Here is an 18641-nt window from a genome sequence, read left to right as displayed (position 1 = left end):
TAATTAAATTTAAATAAAATGACTATAGCGATACATTTTGTCATTAACATCTTACTTAAAATACAAAAAAAAAAAAAAAAAAAAAACGCCTTTAGCGTGTAAGTTGAACAGAGTTTTGTAATATGATTCAAGATTTATATATAAGATTTAATTTTTTAACAGTTTTGATGTGCTAGATAAAAAGTATTTACTCAATCATAAAATGTAAATAAAAATCCAAAACAATGAATAAGTTATCCACAATAATAAGTAATTTGAAAGAGATGAAAAAATGTCAATTTCAATTATATCTCTTAAATCACTTAAAGAGTTAAGAATAAGTTCTGTTGGATAAAACGAAACAAAAGTTAACAAGAGCGTTAGCAACAAAATTAAAATTATCGAACTCAAGTGATAAAGTAAAATTTGTTTTCAATTAGCTTTTAAAGCTTTAAAAATTCCTGTTTCTTTCTTTTTTGAATCAACAAACATTTTAGTAATTATTATGATCAATAAAATGAACAAACAGCCCAAAGCTAAATTAGCAAATAGTAAAACAATTTGTATTGTTTTGTTTGCAAATTTTATTTTTTCAATTAGCAATAATTTTTGAGTTTCTATTATTAGATCATCAATAGTTTTAGTAGAATTTCTAAAATTTTGATTATTTTCTAAAAATACATTATATCCGTTAACAAAAAAGTTAGATTGTAAAAAACTGAATGCTTTTTCACTTAGTAAAACATCAAATTCATCACTTTCGAAATAACCTACAGATTTAAATTTAAAATTAAAATCTAGTTTGGAAATTAAGAAATTTTCGTCATTTCACAATCAATTAGTATCTTTTAAAAATTTCTTAGATACTACAATTTCAGCATAGTTTTCTGGCTTTCTTCCTTTCAATAATTTAGTTTCATCAGAATATTTACCAATAGAAATGTTGTTTTTAAAATATGCGCTTTTATCTAAATTGTATTTTATAACTCTTCATTTATTGATATTAGATAGAACAAAATTCTGAATAACCTTTTCTAAAAGTACCGAAATGTAATTATGTCCTTTTTTATCGATATTATTTGCTTTAGTATAATCAATTACAGTTAGATTATATTCGTTATTAATTAAATTATTTTCTTCTTGAAAGTTTATATTTAATTTTATTTGACCTAAATCATTTTTGTTTATACCTAACTTATTTATTGTTTCTTCATCTAATATGACTTCATTTTTTTCTCTTATAAAGTTACCATTAACACCTTTGAATCTATTTTTAGAGTATTCATCAAAATTAACACTTTGTAAGTCTAATTTGTTTATCTCTATTTTTTTATCTCCATTTGACAATGTAACGTTATTACGAATCTTGTCTGATAAATAAATAGGATAATTTACGCCAATTGAATTAGATTTAATAATATCTTCTTCTATAGGATTAAAAGATAATTGAACATCATCATATTTTTTTAAAACTTTATTTAGATCTCAATTTGTTTGTATTTTTTTCTCTTTAGATACAATTTTTGAAGTATTAACTAGATTAATTGAACCACCAAGAAAAAGAAGAGAAAGCATGAACGAAAGTAAAATTATTGAAAATTGTAGTCATCGTTTTTTTAAATCTTTTTTTAAAATTAATAAGTTTGATTTTCATTTATTAATTCAACTTCTAGAATATTGGTTTTTACTTTTAAAAACTTGCTTACTTTGTAAATCGTTTTTTGTAGTATTTTTTGTTAAAACTTTCTTGTTTAAATCATATATATAATCACCATATTTATAAGCTGATTCTATGTCATGAGTAACAATCACTATAGTTCTATCTTTTTTAATTGAAGCAATTGTATCAAAGACAATATCTGTATTTTTATCATCTAAGTTACCAGTGGGTTCATCAAATAAGATAAATTTTGAGTTTCTTAAAAAAGTTCTAACTATAGAAACTCTTTGTTTTTCTCCACCAGACAAATCTTTAGCTTTTGATTTCAATAGCTGTTCATTAATGTTAAATTCGGCACAAACTTTTTTAATGTAGTCAACCGAAGAAGAAATGCCTAGTATTTGTAAACCAAAAATTAAATTGTCTAAAACATTTAAATCTCCAATTAAATTAAAGTTCTGAAAAACTACATCTACAAACTTCGTTCTATCTAAATTTATCAATTGTTTGTTTTCGTCAAAAATGTTAATAGTTCCATTGTCGATTTTTTCAAATCCTGCGATTGTATTCAACAATGTTGTTTTTCCAGTTCCTGATTTGCCAACAATAAAAAACAAGCAGTTAGACTCAATGCTTAAATCTAAATTTTCAATGACTGTTTTTTTTCCGAATTTTTTGTATAAATTTTTTATTTCAATCATTATATTAGCTCAATTCTTTTTTTCTTTAATTAAAACTTTATACGTTATCTTCTTTTAGTAATTTTGTTTTGGACTTTTTATTAAGAACTAAAAATCATAAGAAATTAAAAGTTAAAATTACTAAATTAAAAATTAATCAAGATATTAAATAAATTGGTAAATTATCTCAAAAACTAAAAACAATTAAATTATTACTGTGTAAGAAACTTGCAAAAATTAGTTGAATTGGATAACATAAACTTAACACTAAAACAAATGATATTAAAACAAAAGGAATCAAAGATCCAATGTAATAAATAAATATCTGTCAAGTTTTCGAACCTAAAACTTTGTAGATTCCTATCTCTTTTACTTTTGAATCATTTACAAATTTGGAAACAACAAGAAAAATCAAAATTGACACAATCACAATTCCTATTGCTATATAAATTAGTAAAGAGTTAGTATATCGATTTTGAGAAATGAAAGATTCAATTAAAGAGTTTTTGTAAGAGTAAATTACATACAAATTTTTATTTTCGAAATTCTTTTTTATTTCTCTTGTATCATCAGAATAAATGTTAATTTTATTCGGACTTACTGAATTTAAATAATTAATGTTTTCAGAAGTTGTAAAAACATCTAGTTTTTCATCTTCGTAAACACCTGTTATTTTAAAAACATAATTATTAACACCATCTTTTAAAACTAAAGAATCGCTTTCTCAGTTAATTCCCAATGTTTCAAGAAGTTTATTCGATATCAAAAGTTCTTCAATTTTTGTCGGAAAGCTACCGTAAATAAGCTTAAAATTTTCTTTATTTTTGATATCTTCAATAGAATTTTCTAAAATTAGTTCATGGTCTAATAAGGAATTGTTTGAAGCGTTTTTATCTCTTAAAACTGACGTTTTTCAAGTTTTATTCCTTGAAACTCATTTTTGAATTTCTAAAATTAATTCTGAACTAACATAATTTAAATTTCTTTCATTAGCGTCTAATTTAGTATTTATGTCAACAACCTTTAATTCTTTTTCAAAGGTTTCTTCTTCAAAATCTAAATTAATTAATTTTAGTTTAACAACAGAATTTATAGATGATTCCACATTTAGCGCTTCTGCTGCTTTTTTTGAAAGTATAATTTCGTTTTTATTTTCAATAAAATTGTTTTTTTCTCCAATAAATCTGTTTTTTGAAAAATCACTTATTTTAACTTGTAAAGTATTCTCTTCTGATAAAGAAAAACTTTTATCATTATTTTGCAAAAGTATAAATTTGTCATTTAAATTTAAGGAATACGAAAGACTTATCTCTTCAGTATTGGTCTCATTGCTTATTATTGAATTAGTTTCGTTAGGATTAAAATTAAAACTAATACCAGGTACTTCTTTTTTCACCTCAATTAGATCGTAATTTAAATCCTTTTTATTTTCTTTTGCTGCTATCAAATTATTATTAAATAAATTATGAGTGTTACCTATAATGACAACAGAAGAAAAAAGGCTAATAAAAATTAAAAGATATTGTCAAATTCTTTTTTTAAAATCAGATTTTAAAATAGTAAAAATAGATCTTCATTTAAATTTTCATAAACTATCAGACTGGATTTCAATAGAATCTACAGTAGATGTTGAATATTCTTTTTTGTCTTGAAAATTTACCAGTGTTGAATATTTATGAGCTTCTAAATCATATATGTTATCTGCGTATTTAGTTGCTTTTTCGATATCGTGAGAAACTACAATTACAGTTTTGTTTTTGGAAACTGTTTTTAAAAGTTTGAAAATTATCTCTTTATTTTCTTTGTCTAAATTTGCTGTCGGTTCATCAACTAGCAAAATTTCTTTATTTCGTAATAATGATCTTAATATTGCTATTCTCTGTTTTTCTCCACCAGATAAATTTTTAGCTTTTGTTAAAAGTGTTTCGTTGTCTATATTTAACTCTTTCGCTAAATTAAATATATTATTTTCGTCAACTTTTAATCCTAAAGTTTCTAATCCAAAACGTAAATTTTCTAACGCATTTAAGTTTTCAATTAAGTTGAAATCTTGAAATATTAAATCACATTTATCAATTAAGTTACTTTTATTTTCATTGCTTCTTTTTAGAAAAATTTCTCCTGAATCGGGTTTTTCAAACCCTGCTATCAAATGTAATAAAGTTGTTTTACCTAATCCAGATTTACCAACAACAAAAGTTAATTCTTTTTCTTTGATAAATAGATTTAAATCTTCAAAAACCTTATGTTTTTTAAATTTTTTATTTACGTTTTTTATTATTATCATTAGTTATCACTTTCTTTTTGTAGTAACGAAAAGTAAACTTCTTTAAAAGTAGTAGGATTTTCTGGTATTTGTAATTTTAAATCAAGATTTTCTATTGTATCTTTTAAAAAATAAAGCAAATGCATTCCGTATCCAGAAGATACAGACAAGTCTAATTTATTTCAGCTATTTTCGATTTCTCTTTTAAAAAATTCTTCATGTTTTTCATCGCCAAGAATTAAGGCAAAATAATAATAGTAAGGAAAATTTAACATTAAAATTTCTTGGTTTTCGTTATTTGAAACAAATTTAATTTGTTCTTTCAAATAATTGGCCAAATAAGATTCTAAGTAAAGATTTTTGTTTGAAATTTTATAAATTGTTAAAAGTGAAAGAATACCAAAATAAATGTTAGATTCATTTCTATTTACATTCATTGCTGTATAGATGTATTTTTCTATATTGTCAAAATTGTTCAATACATAACTTTTATCATACTGAGACAAAATATCAAGCTGATAAAATATATTCTTTGTGTGATCAAATTTATTTGATTTTAGAACTTCAAAAAATCTTTTTTTAATGTAATCAACTGTTTTGCTCGTAAAATCTTTGTCATAATTAAAAATCTTTAAACTGTAATAAGAAGCTTCTGGATTGAATACTTTATAAATATTTGAACGGTCGTAATTAAATTTAGCAAAATCTAAAGCATTGTCTTTTCCGATATTTTCATTAATTTGTAAAAATAACAAGTTTTGATTATAGTTATTAGAGTAATTTTTTTCAACTCAGAAATCATATTTTTATAATCTTTTTCTTCTAAAAAATACTTAGAGTTTAAGAATCAGTAATAATCAACATCTCCATTTTTAAAATCTTGAACTTTACTATCCTTATCTTTTATAAAAATATTTTTTAATTGATCTTTTTTGTTATCAATCAAAACTTCTTTTTCTAAATTCAATATTCCATACAAAGTAATTTTATCTTTTAAGGATTTTTGAGATATAAATTCATCATCTATTTGTAGAGTATCAAAGTATTTAGAAATATCGTATTTTTTATAAAGTGTTTCGGAATTATATTGTTTTAAAAGAACTGAAATGCGAATAGAATTAAATATAGAAAATAGATCTATATCCCCTCCGTAATCTGAAAACATATTATATTTTGGATTTCAAAAGACTTTCAATACTTCATCTAACTTTTCAATATTATTAAAATTATCATTATTCAATCACAACTCTATGTAATCAGGCAAATCTGAGAGTAAAAATTTTGAGTATTCTGTTTCATTCAAAATTTGTTTTATTCTATTTAAATATTCATCCAGATTGTATGAATTTGAAACTTTATATAAAGATAAGAAATTTCCTATTGATGTTATTTTATATTTATCAGAAACGAAGTAGACCTTGTTATTTTTTAAAATATTATTATTTTTAAATTCTTCTAATTTTTCATTTACTTTTATATTTAGATTATTAAAATCAATTTTATAAATTTCTTTATTTTTGTCGATAAATTTATCTTTGTTCAAATTTACTAAAACCACTGTAGGAACAGTTATTAAAAGAGTTCCAATAAAAAAACCTGATAATATAGCTTTCTTATGTTTATTAAAAAACTTTTTTGTAAAAATACCATTTTTAAACATATACTCTCACATCTATAGCTAAATGACTTTGCTATTAACTTTTAAACAAATTTCGTATGTAAATTTTCCTATAATTTCCCCGCCATAAATTCAATTGGAAATTCTTTATTTTTTAACTTGTTTATATTCTAAATTTGAAATAGTTTTGACAATCTTAAATAAAAGATGTTTTTTATGAAATAAAATTAAACATTTGCAAAAATTTTATACTTTAGCACCGAATCATTGTAGTTATTTTAAACAAATTAATATTAATTCATTTGGATTTTAAATGATGTTTTTGTGTTATTAATGCTAAAATCGCAGGAAGAACCATCGGGAAAACTAATCCTTTTATATTGTAAAATGTCTATTTTCGTTATTTATCATTTTATTTTATTTATATATAAAATTATATTTTATTTAATGTTTGTTTAATTTAAAAATAAAAATTTCCACATTTATTTCATAAGTAAATAAAAACTCTCAAATACTTTGAGAGTAATTTATTATTTATGATATTTAATATTGTTTTTAATAGTGAAAGATCTATAAATTTGCTCCACTAACATGACTCTAAATAATTGATGAGGGAATGTCATTTTTGAAAAATTCACTTTTTTAGTAAATTCTGCTTCATCAACCCCATTGGAACCACCAATAACAAAAGTGGTGTTATCTATATCTAAAAAGTAGTTTCCAAATTCTTCAGAAGATACTTGTTTTCCTTGTAATGACAAATAAATTACATTGGAACCTTTAGGTATTTTTTCTAAAATCATTTGAGTTTCTTTTTTGATTTTTAATTCAATATTGTCAAGTTTTTGCTCTTTAATTTCAATTAAATTAATTTTTGCAAAAAACGAAATTTTCTTGACATAATCATCATATAAGTTTTGAAAATCTTTAGTTAAAGACCCAACAGCAATAATATTTATTTTCATTATTTTTTATATACGCTTTGAATATAAAACATCAACATTTGAATATCAGCTGGATTAATTCCGCTAATACGTGAGGCTTGTCCAACAGTTAAAGGGCGAATTTTTTGAAGTTTTTGTCTTGCTTCAGTGGCTAAGTTTTGAACTTGAGAATAATCAATGTCTGTAGGAATTTTGAAATTATCTAATTTTTCAATTTTTTGAGCTTGGGTTTGTTGTTTTTTAATGTAACCTTCTAAACGCACCTTAGTTGTTAATTCACTTATATATGGGAAATCCTTTAAAATAAGGGATGCATCAACATCAGGACGAGCTACTACTTTTAGCATTGATACTCCATTGACAATTCCGTATTTAATGGCTACTGGATCCTTAGAAGAAATAAATTCATTACTTAATTGTTCAATTTTTTGATCAATTAATGCATATTTATCAACCACTTTTTGATAATTTTCTTGTGAAATTAAACCTACCTCATAAGCATGTTTGGCAAGTCTCAAATCTGGATTGTCATTTCTAAGAAGTAAACGATATTCAGCTCTAGATGTAAGCATACGATATGGTTCGCGAGTACCTTTAGTAACTAAATCATCAATTAAAACTCCAATATACGCTTCTGAGCGTGATAAAATAAGTGGCTCTTTATTTTCAATACTTAAAGAGGCGTTAATTCCAGCAATTAAACCTTGACAAGCCGCTTCTTCATAACCGCTAGTTCCGTTAATTTGCCCCGCTGTATACAGACCCTTAATAACTTTAGTTTCCAGAGAAGGAAGTAATTGTAATGGGTTGATAGCATCATATTCAATAGCATACCCTCATTTTTGAATCACAGCATTTTCAAGGCCAGGTACTGAACGGATCATTTTATCTTGCACGTCAATTGGCATTGAAGTGCTAAGACCATTCACATAAATAATTTCTCCATCAGCTGTTTCAGGTTCAAAGAAAATTTGGTGTCTTTCTTTGTCGGGAAAACGCATAATTTTATCTTCAACACTTGGACAATATCTAGGTCCCACACCTTCAATTAATCCTGAATACATTGCTGAACGATGAATATTATCACGAATAATTTGGTGTGTTTGTTCAGTGGTATAAGTTAAATAACATGAAACTTGTTTATCAAGTTTAATATTTGAACGATTTGAAAAGTGAAGTTCGCTATCATCAAGTTGTTCTTTTTCCACTTTTGAAAAATCAATTGAATTTGCGTATACTCTACAAGGAGTCCCGGTTTTTAAACGTTGAATTTCAAATCCTAATTTTTCCATTGATTGACTTAATTTAGGAGTTGTTTTTAAATTATCAGGTCCTGAAATTGTTACTTCTTCTCCACGTAAAATGCGAGAATTCATATATGTTCCAGTAGTGATAATTCCCTTTAGTCCTTTAATATTTCCTAAACTCTCAAGTTTTACACCTTCAAAAACATTATTTTCATGAACTAAAATTTCAATGGCACTATCTTCTATGATTTCTAAATTAGGATGTTTTAGTGCTGCTTCTAAAATGATTTTAGAATATTTATCTTTATCAATTTGAGCTCTAATTGCTCTAACTGCCGGTCCTTTAGATTCATTTAACATTTTAATTTGAATCATTGCTAAATCACTAAAATATCCTTGAACTCCACCTAAAGCATCAATTTCACGAGTAATTATTCCTTTTGCTGGACCTCCTATTGAAGGGTTACAAGGCATCATTGCAATTCGGCTTTTATCAAAAATAATTAACGCGGTTTTATGTCCTTTATTCGCACTAGCAAAAGCTGCCTCAACTCCAGCGTGACCTCCACCAACAACGATAACTTCAAATTCTTTTACAAATGTATTCATAGTATTTTATATTTTAGCAAAAAGTGAATTTTTAAGTTCAAATAAGATATTATATTAAGCGTATTTTTGAATTATTGTATAATAAACAAATATGAAAAGCAAAATATCAATCGCATGTGAAAATTGCCGTAGAAAAAATTACATGACCACTAAAAGTCATGGCAATGATAAACGAGTAACATTAAAAAAATTCTGTCCGCATTGCAACGAACATACAACTCATAAGGAAGAAGTTTAATTTATGAATCATTTAAATGAACAAAACACTTCAAAAGCTAAAAAACCTAAAAGGTATTGAATTCGTAAGTTTATTAAAGAAATCAAAAGAGTCAAGTGACCTAACAGTAAAACTAACGTTGCTGCTTTTATTAAAATTTTAGTTTTCACACTTATTATTACTGCCTTTGTTTTTGCTGTTTCATTTGCATTCACACATATTTGAACATCATCAGGTTTATCTTAAAAGGAGAATTATGGAAAAATTTAACTGATACATGGTTTCAACAATTTCAGGAAAAGAAGATTTAGTTGTTGAAGCCTTAAGAAACAGAATTATTGCTGAAGAAGTTTCAGAGCAATTTGACGCTAACGCTACTGAAGATGGAGCTTTTAAAATTTTTAAAAAACCTACCTTAACAGCTAAAGAATTAGAAAAAAAATTAAATGGAGATATGTATAAAATTAAGTGAGTCAACATGTATCCAGGGTACATTTTTATCAAAATGGATATGACTGACAAAGCTTGATATGTAGTTCGGAACACTCAATATGTAACTGGACTTGTTGGTTCTTCTGGGAAAGGAGCTAAACCAACTCCTGTAACTCAAAGAGAAATTAACAAATCTTTAATCAAAGAAAAAGAAGCTTTAGCTGATTTTGAAACCAACAAAAACTATTTTGCATTTAAAGTTGGTGATGTTGTTGTGTTTCAAGATACTGCTTACAAAGGCACTGAAGGAACAATCAAAAGTATCAGTTCTGATTCAAACATGGCCGAAGTGGTTGTTGAAACATTTGGGAAAAATGTGGTTATTGAAACAAGTATCGAAAATCTTAGACCTTATACACAAAATGATAATTAAAAGAGAGCTAAACTCTCTTTTTTTATTTTAAATCTTTAAAGTTTTAAATTTTTTTAACATTTTACGGTGTAATAAGTAAAATTTTCTTTTAGTTAACAATGTAAGTTTTTTATTGGAATGAAATTCTCCTCACAAACTTAATTGAGATGACTTTTGATCAAAAGAAACGATTCATTTAGCAGTTAAAGTTTTTTTAGTTTTAGAATAATGTGACTTAATTTCTAGTAAGTAATCTTTGTTTTGAATTTCAAAATTAATTATTTTTAATTTATCAATTGCAAAATGTTTATTGATTTGTTCATCTTTTAATAGAAAATCTTTTCTAATAAGATCCTTGTGAACAGGATTGATTTTAATGGTGCTGCTCTGGTATAAATATTGTCCAAAACGAGACTTCATTTTCAAAAATTTATAATTAAGTAAATTGTTATTTTGCCTATATTGTACAAAAGTTTGAATAAGCAAAAACATCATCAGAATATTACTAAAACGTAGTATATTGTTATATTTACAAATATAGAAATCATTATAATACCCAAAAATTGTATTGCTTCCGCTTTTATAAGAATCTATTTTAGCTTCGATAAAATTGTAAGATTGAATCATTTGTTTTAATACAAGTGGATTTTGAAGAGGCACTAAAACTTCATTTTGAGGATTGTTTTTTCACTTATAAACTTCTTTATCAATAAATAAAAATGCTACTTCATAATTTTTCAATAAAATAAAATTGTTTTTTTGTTTAATCAAAACTTTAAGTTGATTATCTTTGGAAACTAAGAAAATAACTTCAACAGTAACAAAATTTTCAATAAAAAAACTTTGAAAGAAATTTCTTTTTGAATTTGAAAAATAACCAAATAAATAATTATTGTGAACTACTTTGAAATTAATTTGGGTGTTTTTGATCAAATTATCTAAATATAAATAATCCCTATTGTCTTCAACTAAAATTAAACCTTTAAACTCAGAATAATCAAAATATTTATTTATTCCCAATTGTAATTGTTTTCCCTTATTCAAAATAAGAAGTTTTTCTAAATTTAAATACGTTGGGACTTCGTCGGTTCCAAATGTAATAAACTCTTGATCATTTAACATATAATCAATAACTTTTTGCTGTCCATTTATTGATAAGGAAGTTGTATTTTTGAAAATATTTAAATAAAACTTATCGGTGTTATTTTCTTTTTCAAAAACTAAAAAATTCATATCTTGTGGGTAAAAATTTAAACTTTTGACCACATTAACGCTAACTTCTGCTGAATCCAAAATAAAAACATTACATTTTTTCAAATTTAAAAAAGATATTACTTTTTTAATAATGAATTCTGGAATTTGCTCATCAAAATATAAGGCAATATTTAAATTCGAAGCATTACTTAAAAACAAATCATAAAAACTCTTAACAGAATACAAAATAGTATAGTAATTTAAATGGTTAAAACCAAAAGGATTGAAACTTTCAAAACAAATACCAAACAATGAAGGAGTTGGTTTTTGAAAAAAACTATTATAAAAACTACTCAAACGAAATTCAAAATTAAACAAAGACGAATCAAGAGTTTCATTTTCATATAGTGTTTTTCAATTTTGAATTTGTTTCAATTGTTTTTCCATAGTTCAATTATACTCAATTTGAAGGGGTCGATTTGACTTTTTACACCGAAAAATAGCACTGAAAAAAAATATTTTTTTTTAGATATTTTTTAATTTATTTTTAAAATATTATTATTAAAAAATTACCGTATTAATCAGAGAAGGAATGATGAAAAAAGAGAAAATAGACTACAATCTTAAGCAGAAAATTAAACGTATAACAATCGCAATACTAGCACTTGGATCTCTTAGTGCTCTTACAATTGGTTCCCTTACTTACAAGGCGAAAAACAAATTTCATCCAGCATTTTGAAACTATAAATCTTATGCTAGTGATTTAAGTAAACAAACCATTAATGAAGTTTTTGAGTATAAGGAATTTGATGAAATTACTGAATTCTCAAGAGCTATAATCAATAACAAAACATACGCAGGAGTAGGAACTGATTTTCAGATTGCCTCTCTGATTAAAAAAGATTTAATTCAAAAAATTGACTTTCAAAAACTTTTGGATTTAGACAAACCTATTGAAAATCCCGAAGAACTCAAAGTTATTTTACAAACTATTTATACCCCTAGTGTTTGACAACATCTTTCTTCATATGATGAGGAGCTTAAAACCAATGAAAATGGAGAACTTTTTGAAGAACCACGTCATTTATGAGAGTATATGGTACCATATTACATTCAAGATGTTGTTATTGGAATTAATCCAACTAAAATAAGTGATAATAAAATAAAAACTTATCAACCAATTTTTGAAGATAAGGAAAAAACCGATCAATTATTAGCTCAAAATCAGGAATTGTTAGCTAAAAACGAAAAGAAACAAGTTGCAAAATATTCATTTTTTAATATTTTTAACACTTTATTTAAAAATGGATTTGAGAATTTAACCATCACTGATGCAAGACGTAATAATATGCTCTTTGGAACTAGTTATTGAATAAATTCTCCTAATTTCTCACAAGATAATATTAATTTTTATGGTCAACCTACAACAGAAACAAACTACAAAACTTTAATTGACAATTTCACTTCTTTAGTTAAAGATTCAACCGGTTATGAAATTACCAACTCAGATAAAATCAATTTAAATGGAGACGGTTTAAAAATTTTAACTAATTTAATTTGACCTAAAAACGGAGGAGCCATTCCTTCTAGTGCTGCTTTGATGTTTAACGGAGATGCATTAGATGCTTGATATTCAAGCGATAATTCAGAAGGAAGTGTCGAAATTCCTGATGGAACTATCCGGATTATTCGTCCGGAAAATAATTTGATTTTACTTGAGGGGACAATTATTTCTAAAGGTTTAGCCAAAGAGCATCAACAACCAATTTACGATGTATTAAAGAGATCTTTTTACGCTAATTTAAACACTCTTTGGAGAAAATACTTAAAATTAAGTAATAATAACACTACTGAGTTTAATCCAGAAATCAAACAAAAAGCCGCCAAAGAAGTAATTACAGACTTTTATAAAGAGTATTTAGAAAGTTTATTAACAGAATTTGATGATAATAATTTAAAACAATCAGTAATTAATCAACTAGCAAATATTTATCAATTGACTTTATATAACGATGATAATTTATTCAACTTTAGGACTTTTTACAGTACTTATTTAGAAAGTGTTTCTTCAGAAATTTTAGAACAATTACTAAAAGTATTAAACGCTTACAATCAAAGAAATTCCGAAGAAAGCACATCATATACATTAGAAACTAATAAAGAAGAATACTGAGAACAATTAATTAATATTTTATCTTACGTGAACTTTGCTGAAAGTAGATATAACGAGGATATTTTTGTCACAAAATATCAAAACTTGGAAAACTTTGATTTGATTAATTACACTCCAAGTAAGGAAATTGAATTTGAAATCGTCAAACGTAATTACTTTGTTAATGAAGATAACACAATTGATGAGCACGCAATTGAAATTTATACTGTAAAAGATAATTGAGATTATGCTACAGTTGTGCATAAAGCGCTTAATTCTGTTCCTGATCGATTAAGAACTTTTATTGATGATTATTACACTAAAAAAATTAAAAATTAATATTTTAAAAAACTTTTAATATATAATATTAAAGATTTTTCACACATTCGAAAAAGAGGAGGTTTTAATGGCAAACATTAAATCTAAAGTAAAAAGCATAGCAAAAATGGAAGCTGCTAGAGTTAAAAATGCAGCTATGAAATCAAGAGTTAAAACAGCAATTAGAAAAGCTAGAGAAGCTGTTTTAGCAAATGATGCTAAAGCTAATGAATTAGTTGCAAAAGCTCACTCTGTTATTGCTAAAGCTGTATCTAAAGGTGTTTTCCACGCTAACAAAGGTGCAAGAAAACACTCACGTTTAGATGACTTTGTTAACAAAGCAAAACAAAACTAATGTACTTTGGTACATTTTTTTATCAACTTTGTTGCTTTTAGATTTGATATAATCAAAAAGATCGCTATGAATAAAACATTTCTTTTAGGTCGTATTTCAAGTCCGATTTTTTATGCTAAAACATTTAATCGTATTGATCATGCTCGTTTTTGAATGCGTGTGAGCGATCGCGGTCAAAGAGATGATTTTATTCCAATTATTTGTTGAAATAAAACAGCCGCTTTTGTTAGAGATTTTTTAACTAAAAATTCCCTCATTTATTTAGAAGGGCAAATAGTTGAAGCTAAGTATTTTGCTGACCGACAAGATAATATTAATGTGGCTTTTGTTGTAGAAGCTACTACCATTAAGGCCTTTTCATTCCGTGAAGAAAATTCAATGCGTCCTATTTTTATTAATGTAGATGTTGTTGACCCGTTTTTATATCAAAAATTTGATTTTCATTTAGATAACTCAACCAAAGAAACTTTTAAATTACCCAAAAAAGGAGAAAATTAAAATGAATTTAACTGTATATATTGTGTTTTCAATTTTATTTTTTATTTTAGGAATACTATTTATTTTTTTATACCGTTATTATTCTCCAAGAGCAATTAGCAATTTCAAAGAAAAGCAACTTCAAGAATATCGCAAAAACAATCCGCAAAAAAAACATCTCCGTTATGAGCAAACAGGATTATATTTACCTTCTTGAGAAAGAATGAAATATAATTCACCTATTTTTGGAGCAGTTGTTTCTTTTATCATATTTATATCTTTATTTGTAAAAATTTTTGTGTAATAAAATATTTAAATGTGGACAGTTTCCACATTTTATTTTTTATTAATTTTTTAGAGTTTCAAAATTATTTAAAATATATTTAACGCATAAAAATGCGTTGTGTAATTAAAAAAGAAAGGAGAAAAAATGACTAAATTGCTTAATAATTCGCTAGAAAAAGTAAAATCACTATTTTCTCGCAAACAAAAAAGAAATTTAGACAATAGCGGAAACAGCAATCTTAGAAAAGTGCTTGGAAAAATTTCTGGTGCTTTCATGTTGCCTATTTCAATTATGGCCATTTCAGGATTATGGCTTGGTGTTGGATCAGCGATTGCAAGTAACGCAGGTGGCAATGAAGCATTAAGAACATTTGGTATTTTCATCCAAATGCTTGGGGACCCAGTATTCTCATTTTTACCACTTTTATTTGCCATTGCTTTTGTTATTGCTTTCACTGACGATGCTGGGGTTGCCGTTTTTGCTACAGTTATTGGATTTGCTACATTTTTAGCAATTCAATCAGTTTTCATTAAGGATGTCTACACAAACGAAACTTTCAACTATGAAAACACTAACAATGTAGTTTATTTAATTTCTACAAAAGATGCAAACTTTAACAATGTAAGTTATGAAGTTTTTGTTCACAACAATGTTGCTTACCAAGTTCAAAACATTCCTGGTCAAGATGCAGCAGTTGTTCCATTTAAACTTAATAATTCAGCTGTTGATGTAATGGTTAAAGATGGGACAACTCACTTTAGTGTTAATGGAATTGCATTAACTTCAACCATTAAACAAATGCATGGATACAACATCTTATTTAGTGGTGCCGGAAGAGATCCGTTACTATTAGAAAAATTAGTAGGTAAATCTTTAGGAATCACATCTCTTCAAACATCAGTGTTTGGAGGTATTGCAATTGGACTTTTAGTTCAATATCTTTATAATAGATTCCACACAATTCAACTTCCAGGAGTTATTTCGTTTTTTGCTGGAAAAAGATTTGTTGCTATTATAACCGTTCCTTTTGCTGCACTTATGGCATTTATTTTCTTAATTTTATGACCATGAGTCGGATATGCTCTTAGTGTGTTTGGTAACTCACTTGGAAAAATTCCTTACGGATTTGAATCACTTATTTTCGGATTCATCGAAAGAAGTTTAGTTCCTTTTGGTCTTCACCATGTGTTCTACTCACCACTTTGATACTCAGATGCTGGAGGAAGTTTAAATTACAGTCTTGGGGAATGAGTTAAAACTCTTTCACCTGAAGCAGTTAATGAATTAATGACCAATCCAGTATATCAAGATTTAAGAAACCTTCTTAATATTGTTGCAGCTGAACCTAACAAATTCGTTGGGGATTCAACTATGTCTGTTAACATTTTAAAGCTTAACTTTAATACTATTGTGTACCCAGTTGTAGTTGACGGAAAAGTATCAGCTAGTCAAGCAACACCTATTTTCCACTTTATTGCGGATCAATTAGGAATTAAAGCCGGAAGATTTGCTGATGGAAAATTCTCATTCATGATGTTTGGTCTTCCAGCAGCTGCATTAGCAATGGTATTTGCTGCACCAAAAGAAAATAGAAAAGTAGCTCTTAGTGCTGTACTTCCAAGTGCAATTACTACAATTGTAACTGGAGTTACAGAACCTATTGAATTCACATTCTTATTCTTATCACCATTCTTATTCTGAGGATTCCATGCCTTTTTTGCAGGAATATCATTTATGCTTGCAAACCTTTTAGGAGTGCACATTCCAATGATTTTCTCAGGAGGTCTTTTAGACTTAACAATTTATGGTATTGTTCCTCTTGCTAAAGGAACTAACTTCTACTGAACTTTTGTTGTAGGATTATTCTATGCCCCATTATACTTTGGATTCTTCTACTTCTGAATTAAATACAAAGATCTTAAAACTCCAGGAAGAGGAGATACAGTTAAATTATTTACTAAAGCTGATTACCTTAAAGGGAAAAACAAAAGCAACAAAAATGAGTTAGACCCTCAAACAATCGCTATTGTTGAAGGTTTTGGTGGAGTAGATAATATTACAGCTTTCAACAACTGTGCTTCAAGATTAAGATATGATATTAAAGATATGAATTTGGTCAATGAAGACAAACTTAAAGCCGCTGGAGCTGTAGCTATTAAACGTGAGGGAAGCAATCATGTGCAAGCTATTTTTGGACCAGCTGCAGAACAAATTAATATCAAAATTAGAAATTCTCGTGAAGCATTAGCTAAATTAACTGCTAATTCTTCAATGGAAGGTTCATCAATGTCAGAAAACTTACAATCAAACAATCAAGCACAAAAGCAAACAAACAATAACAAACTTGCTACACCAGTGTTAATTAACTCTGTTGCAAATGGAGATTTAATTAAGCTTGAAGATGTAAATGATGGTGTCTTTTCAGCTAAAATGATGGGTGAAGGATTCGCTGTTGAATTTAAAGATTCAAACATCGGTGAAGTTTATGCACCTGTGGATGGAACTTTAAGTGTTGTTTTTGAAACAAAACATGCTTATGGTATTGAAACCGCTGAAGGGGTACAAGTATTAGTTCACATTGGAATTGATACAGTTACTTTAAATGGTCAAGGATTTGAAAACTTTGTTAAAGTAGGTGACACAGTTAAAAAAGGTGATTTACTTGCTAAAGTTGATTTAAACTTCCTTAAAGAAAAAAATATTAAAAGTTCTCCTATTGTAGTTGTTCTTAACGAAAGCACACACAAAGATTTAACATTTGTTAAACAACCAAGCTCAGTATCAACATCAGATACAGTATTAGAAGTTAGATAAAAAATGACATCTCAAATAATTTGAGATGTTTTTTTATGCAAAAATATGGAAAACTCTTATTCTTTGATTGTTTCTGTTCCGTTTTTACCAAAAAGAGTTTGGTATTCTAAAATAACACTAAGTCCTTTTTCAGCTCTTTTAGCATCATAATTTTTTGGTTGATAAAAACCTAAAACATAAGTTCCATGATATAAATCTTCCATTACTGAATCAAAATTGTTTTTGAAATAATCAAGGCTGAAAACAAAGTTGTTATCTTTATCATCGTAAGCAGATTTATATAATACTTCATTCATAATATCTTCATAAGTGAAATTATTAGTTGCATCTAAATGATAATGTACATAATTGTTAGTATCTTTGTTTTTTCGAGAACCATCTTGTTGATAGTGGATAGTAAAAGTTAAATCGGGTGAATAGTTTTTTAGTTTGATAAACTCGAAAATTTGTTTAAGTTGAGGTACAAATTTTTCCATCTCTTTATAAACATTTCCAAAAGACACATCACTGTTATAATACATTTCAATGCTCATATGATTTCCATTAATTGTAATATGTTCTTGAGCATTTAGAGCAGCTAATTTAGCTTCTGTATTTTCAGCATCTTTAGAAGGCTCTTCTGATTCAGAAGGTGAATTTGGTTCAGGTTGTTTTGGTTCTTCTAGTTTTGGTTGTTCTTCGCTTGTTTTATTATCTGTTGGAGAAGTTGATGTTTGAGTTGGGGTTGAACTGGTATCGTTACTATTGTTAGGTGTTGATGGTTGAGTATTTGTTGAGTTTGAATTTTGAGTACTATCAGCATTAGATGAAGGTGTGTCTGAAGTATCTGTTTTACTTGAATTGTCTTCTTTTTCGTTTTGGTTATCTTTTTGAGTTTGGGTTTGATTGCATGAAGCAAGCATAGCACTAGCTAGCGGCGTGCTGAATGTTAGCCCTAATAACAATTTGTTTTTTAATTTCATTTTTCTCCTAATTATTGTT

General features: G+C 26.6%; 16 protein-coding genes. 8 read left to right on the top strand and 8 right to left on the bottom strand.

The window, feature by feature from the left end; translation table 4 throughout:
* Positions 1-147 precede the first annotated feature (147 nt).
* The 6 genes from EXC45_RS00260 to mnmG form a co-directional block, all read right to left on the bottom strand.
* Positions 148-2340, bottom strand: a complete 2193-nt coding sequence (locus EXC45_RS00260) for an ATP-binding cassette domain-containing protein (RefSeq protein WP_036434104.1) — start codon at positions 2338-2340, stop codon at positions 148-150.
* 37 nt (positions 2341-2377) lie between these two features.
* Positions 2378-4606 (bottom strand): ATP-binding cassette domain-containing protein, encoded by a 2229-nt coding sequence (locus EXC45_RS00255; protein WP_036434102.1) that lies wholly within the window; start codon positions 4604-4606, stop codon positions 2378-2380.
* Entirely contained in the window at positions 4606-5340 is a 735-nt protein-coding gene (locus EXC45_RS00250) for a hypothetical protein (protein ID WP_036434098.1), read from the bottom strand. Before EXC45_RS00250 ends, EXC45_RS00255 begins: the two co-directional genes overlap by 1 nt.
* Positions 5292-6245, bottom strand: coding sequence for a hypothetical protein (locus EXC45_RS00245; protein WP_036434097.1), 954 nt, complete (start codon positions 6243-6245; stop codon positions 5292-5294). Before EXC45_RS00245 ends, EXC45_RS00250 begins: the two co-directional genes overlap by 49 nt.
* Positions 6246-6733: 488 nt before the next feature.
* Entirely contained in the window at positions 6734-7168 is a 435-nt protein-coding gene (locus EXC45_RS00240) for a 23S rRNA (pseudouridine(1915)-N(3))-methyltransferase RlmH (RefSeq protein WP_036434095.1), read from the bottom strand.
* The gene (mnmG, locus tag EXC45_RS00235; RefSeq protein WP_036434092.1) at positions 7168-9003 is read right to left on the bottom strand and encodes a tRNA uridine-5-carboxymethylaminomethyl(34) synthesis enzyme MnmG; all 1836 of its coding nucleotides are present in this window, start codon (positions 9001-9003) and stop codon (positions 7168-7170) included. The genes EXC45_RS00240 and mnmG overlap by 1 nt, the downstream gene beginning before the upstream one ends.
* 91 nt (positions 9004-9094) lie before the next feature.
* Here mnmG and rpmG point away from each other — a divergent pair, with 91 nt between their 5' ends.
* From rpmG to nusG, 3 genes are read left to right on the top strand one after another with little or no spacing between them, the layout of a single operon-like run.
* Positions 9095-9241 (top strand): 50S ribosomal protein L33, encoded by a 147-nt coding sequence (rpmG, locus tag EXC45_RS00230; RefSeq protein WP_084272194.1) that lies wholly within the window; start codon positions 9095-9097, stop codon positions 9239-9241.
* Positions 9242-9244: 3 nt separating this feature from the next.
* The gene (secE, locus tag EXC45_RS00225) at positions 9245-9466 is read left to right on the top strand and encodes a preprotein translocase subunit SecE (protein ID WP_036434089.1); all 222 of its coding nucleotides are present in this window, start codon (positions 9245-9247) and stop codon (positions 9464-9466) included.
* Between the two features lie 10 nt (positions 9467-9476).
* Positions 9477-10085 (top strand): transcription termination/antitermination protein NusG, encoded by a 609-nt coding sequence (gene nusG, locus EXC45_RS00220; protein WP_036434086.1) that lies wholly within the window; start codon positions 9477-9479, stop codon positions 10083-10085.
* Between the two features lie 27 nt (positions 10086-10112).
* Here the strand turns inward: nusG and EXC45_RS00215 are convergent, their stop codons facing one another.
* The gene (locus EXC45_RS00215) at positions 10113-11705 is read right to left on the bottom strand and encodes an MAG5620 family putative phospho-sugar mutase (RefSeq protein WP_036434084.1); all 1593 of its coding nucleotides are present in this window, start codon (positions 11703-11705) and stop codon (positions 10113-10115) included.
* 148 nt (positions 11706-11853) lie between these two features.
* Here EXC45_RS00215 and EXC45_RS00210 point away from each other — a divergent pair, with 148 nt between their 5' ends.
* The 5 genes from EXC45_RS00210 (at position 11854) to EXC45_RS00190 (ending at position 17660) form a co-directional block, all read left to right on the top strand.
* Complete coding sequence (locus EXC45_RS00210) at positions 11854-13749, top strand: type 2 periplasmic-binding domain-containing protein (RefSeq protein ID WP_036434083.1); 1896 nt, start codon at positions 11854-11856, stop codon at positions 13747-13749.
* A 67-nt stretch (positions 13750-13816) separates the two neighbouring features.
* Positions 13817-14083: a 30S ribosomal protein S20 gene (gene rpsT, locus EXC45_RS00205; RefSeq protein ID WP_036434081.1), complete on the top strand. Its 267-nt coding sequence runs from the start codon at positions 13817-13819 to the stop codon at positions 14081-14083.
* 66 nt (positions 14084-14149) lie between these two features.
* Positions 14150-14581, top strand: a complete 432-nt coding sequence (locus EXC45_RS00200; RefSeq protein WP_036434079.1) for a single-stranded DNA-binding protein — start codon at positions 14150-14152, stop codon at positions 14579-14581.
* A gap of 1 nt (position 14582) precedes the next feature.
* Entirely contained in the window at positions 14583-14864 is a 282-nt protein-coding gene (locus tag EXC45_RS00195; RefSeq protein WP_051616944.1) for a hypothetical protein, read from the top strand.
* Between the two features lie 126 nt (positions 14865-14990).
* Entirely contained in the window at positions 14991-17660 is a 2670-nt protein-coding gene (locus tag EXC45_RS00190) for a PTS transporter subunit IIABC (protein WP_036434074.1), read from the top strand.
* Between the two features lie 56 nt (positions 17661-17716).
* Here EXC45_RS00190 and EXC45_RS00185 read toward each other — a convergent pair whose 3' ends face one another.
* Complete coding sequence (locus EXC45_RS00185) at positions 17717-18622, bottom strand: hypothetical protein (RefSeq protein ID WP_036434072.1); 906 nt, start codon at positions 18620-18622, stop codon at positions 17717-17719.
* Positions 18623-18641: the final 19 nt, after the last annotated feature.

This window comes from Mycoplasmopsis columboralis, from assembly GCF_900660675.1.
Lineage (GTDB): Bacteria > Bacillota_I > Bacilli_A > Mycoplasmatales > Metamycoplasmataceae > Mycoplasmopsis > Mycoplasmopsis columboralis.
This window is presented reverse-complemented; position numbering and strand designations above follow the sequence as displayed.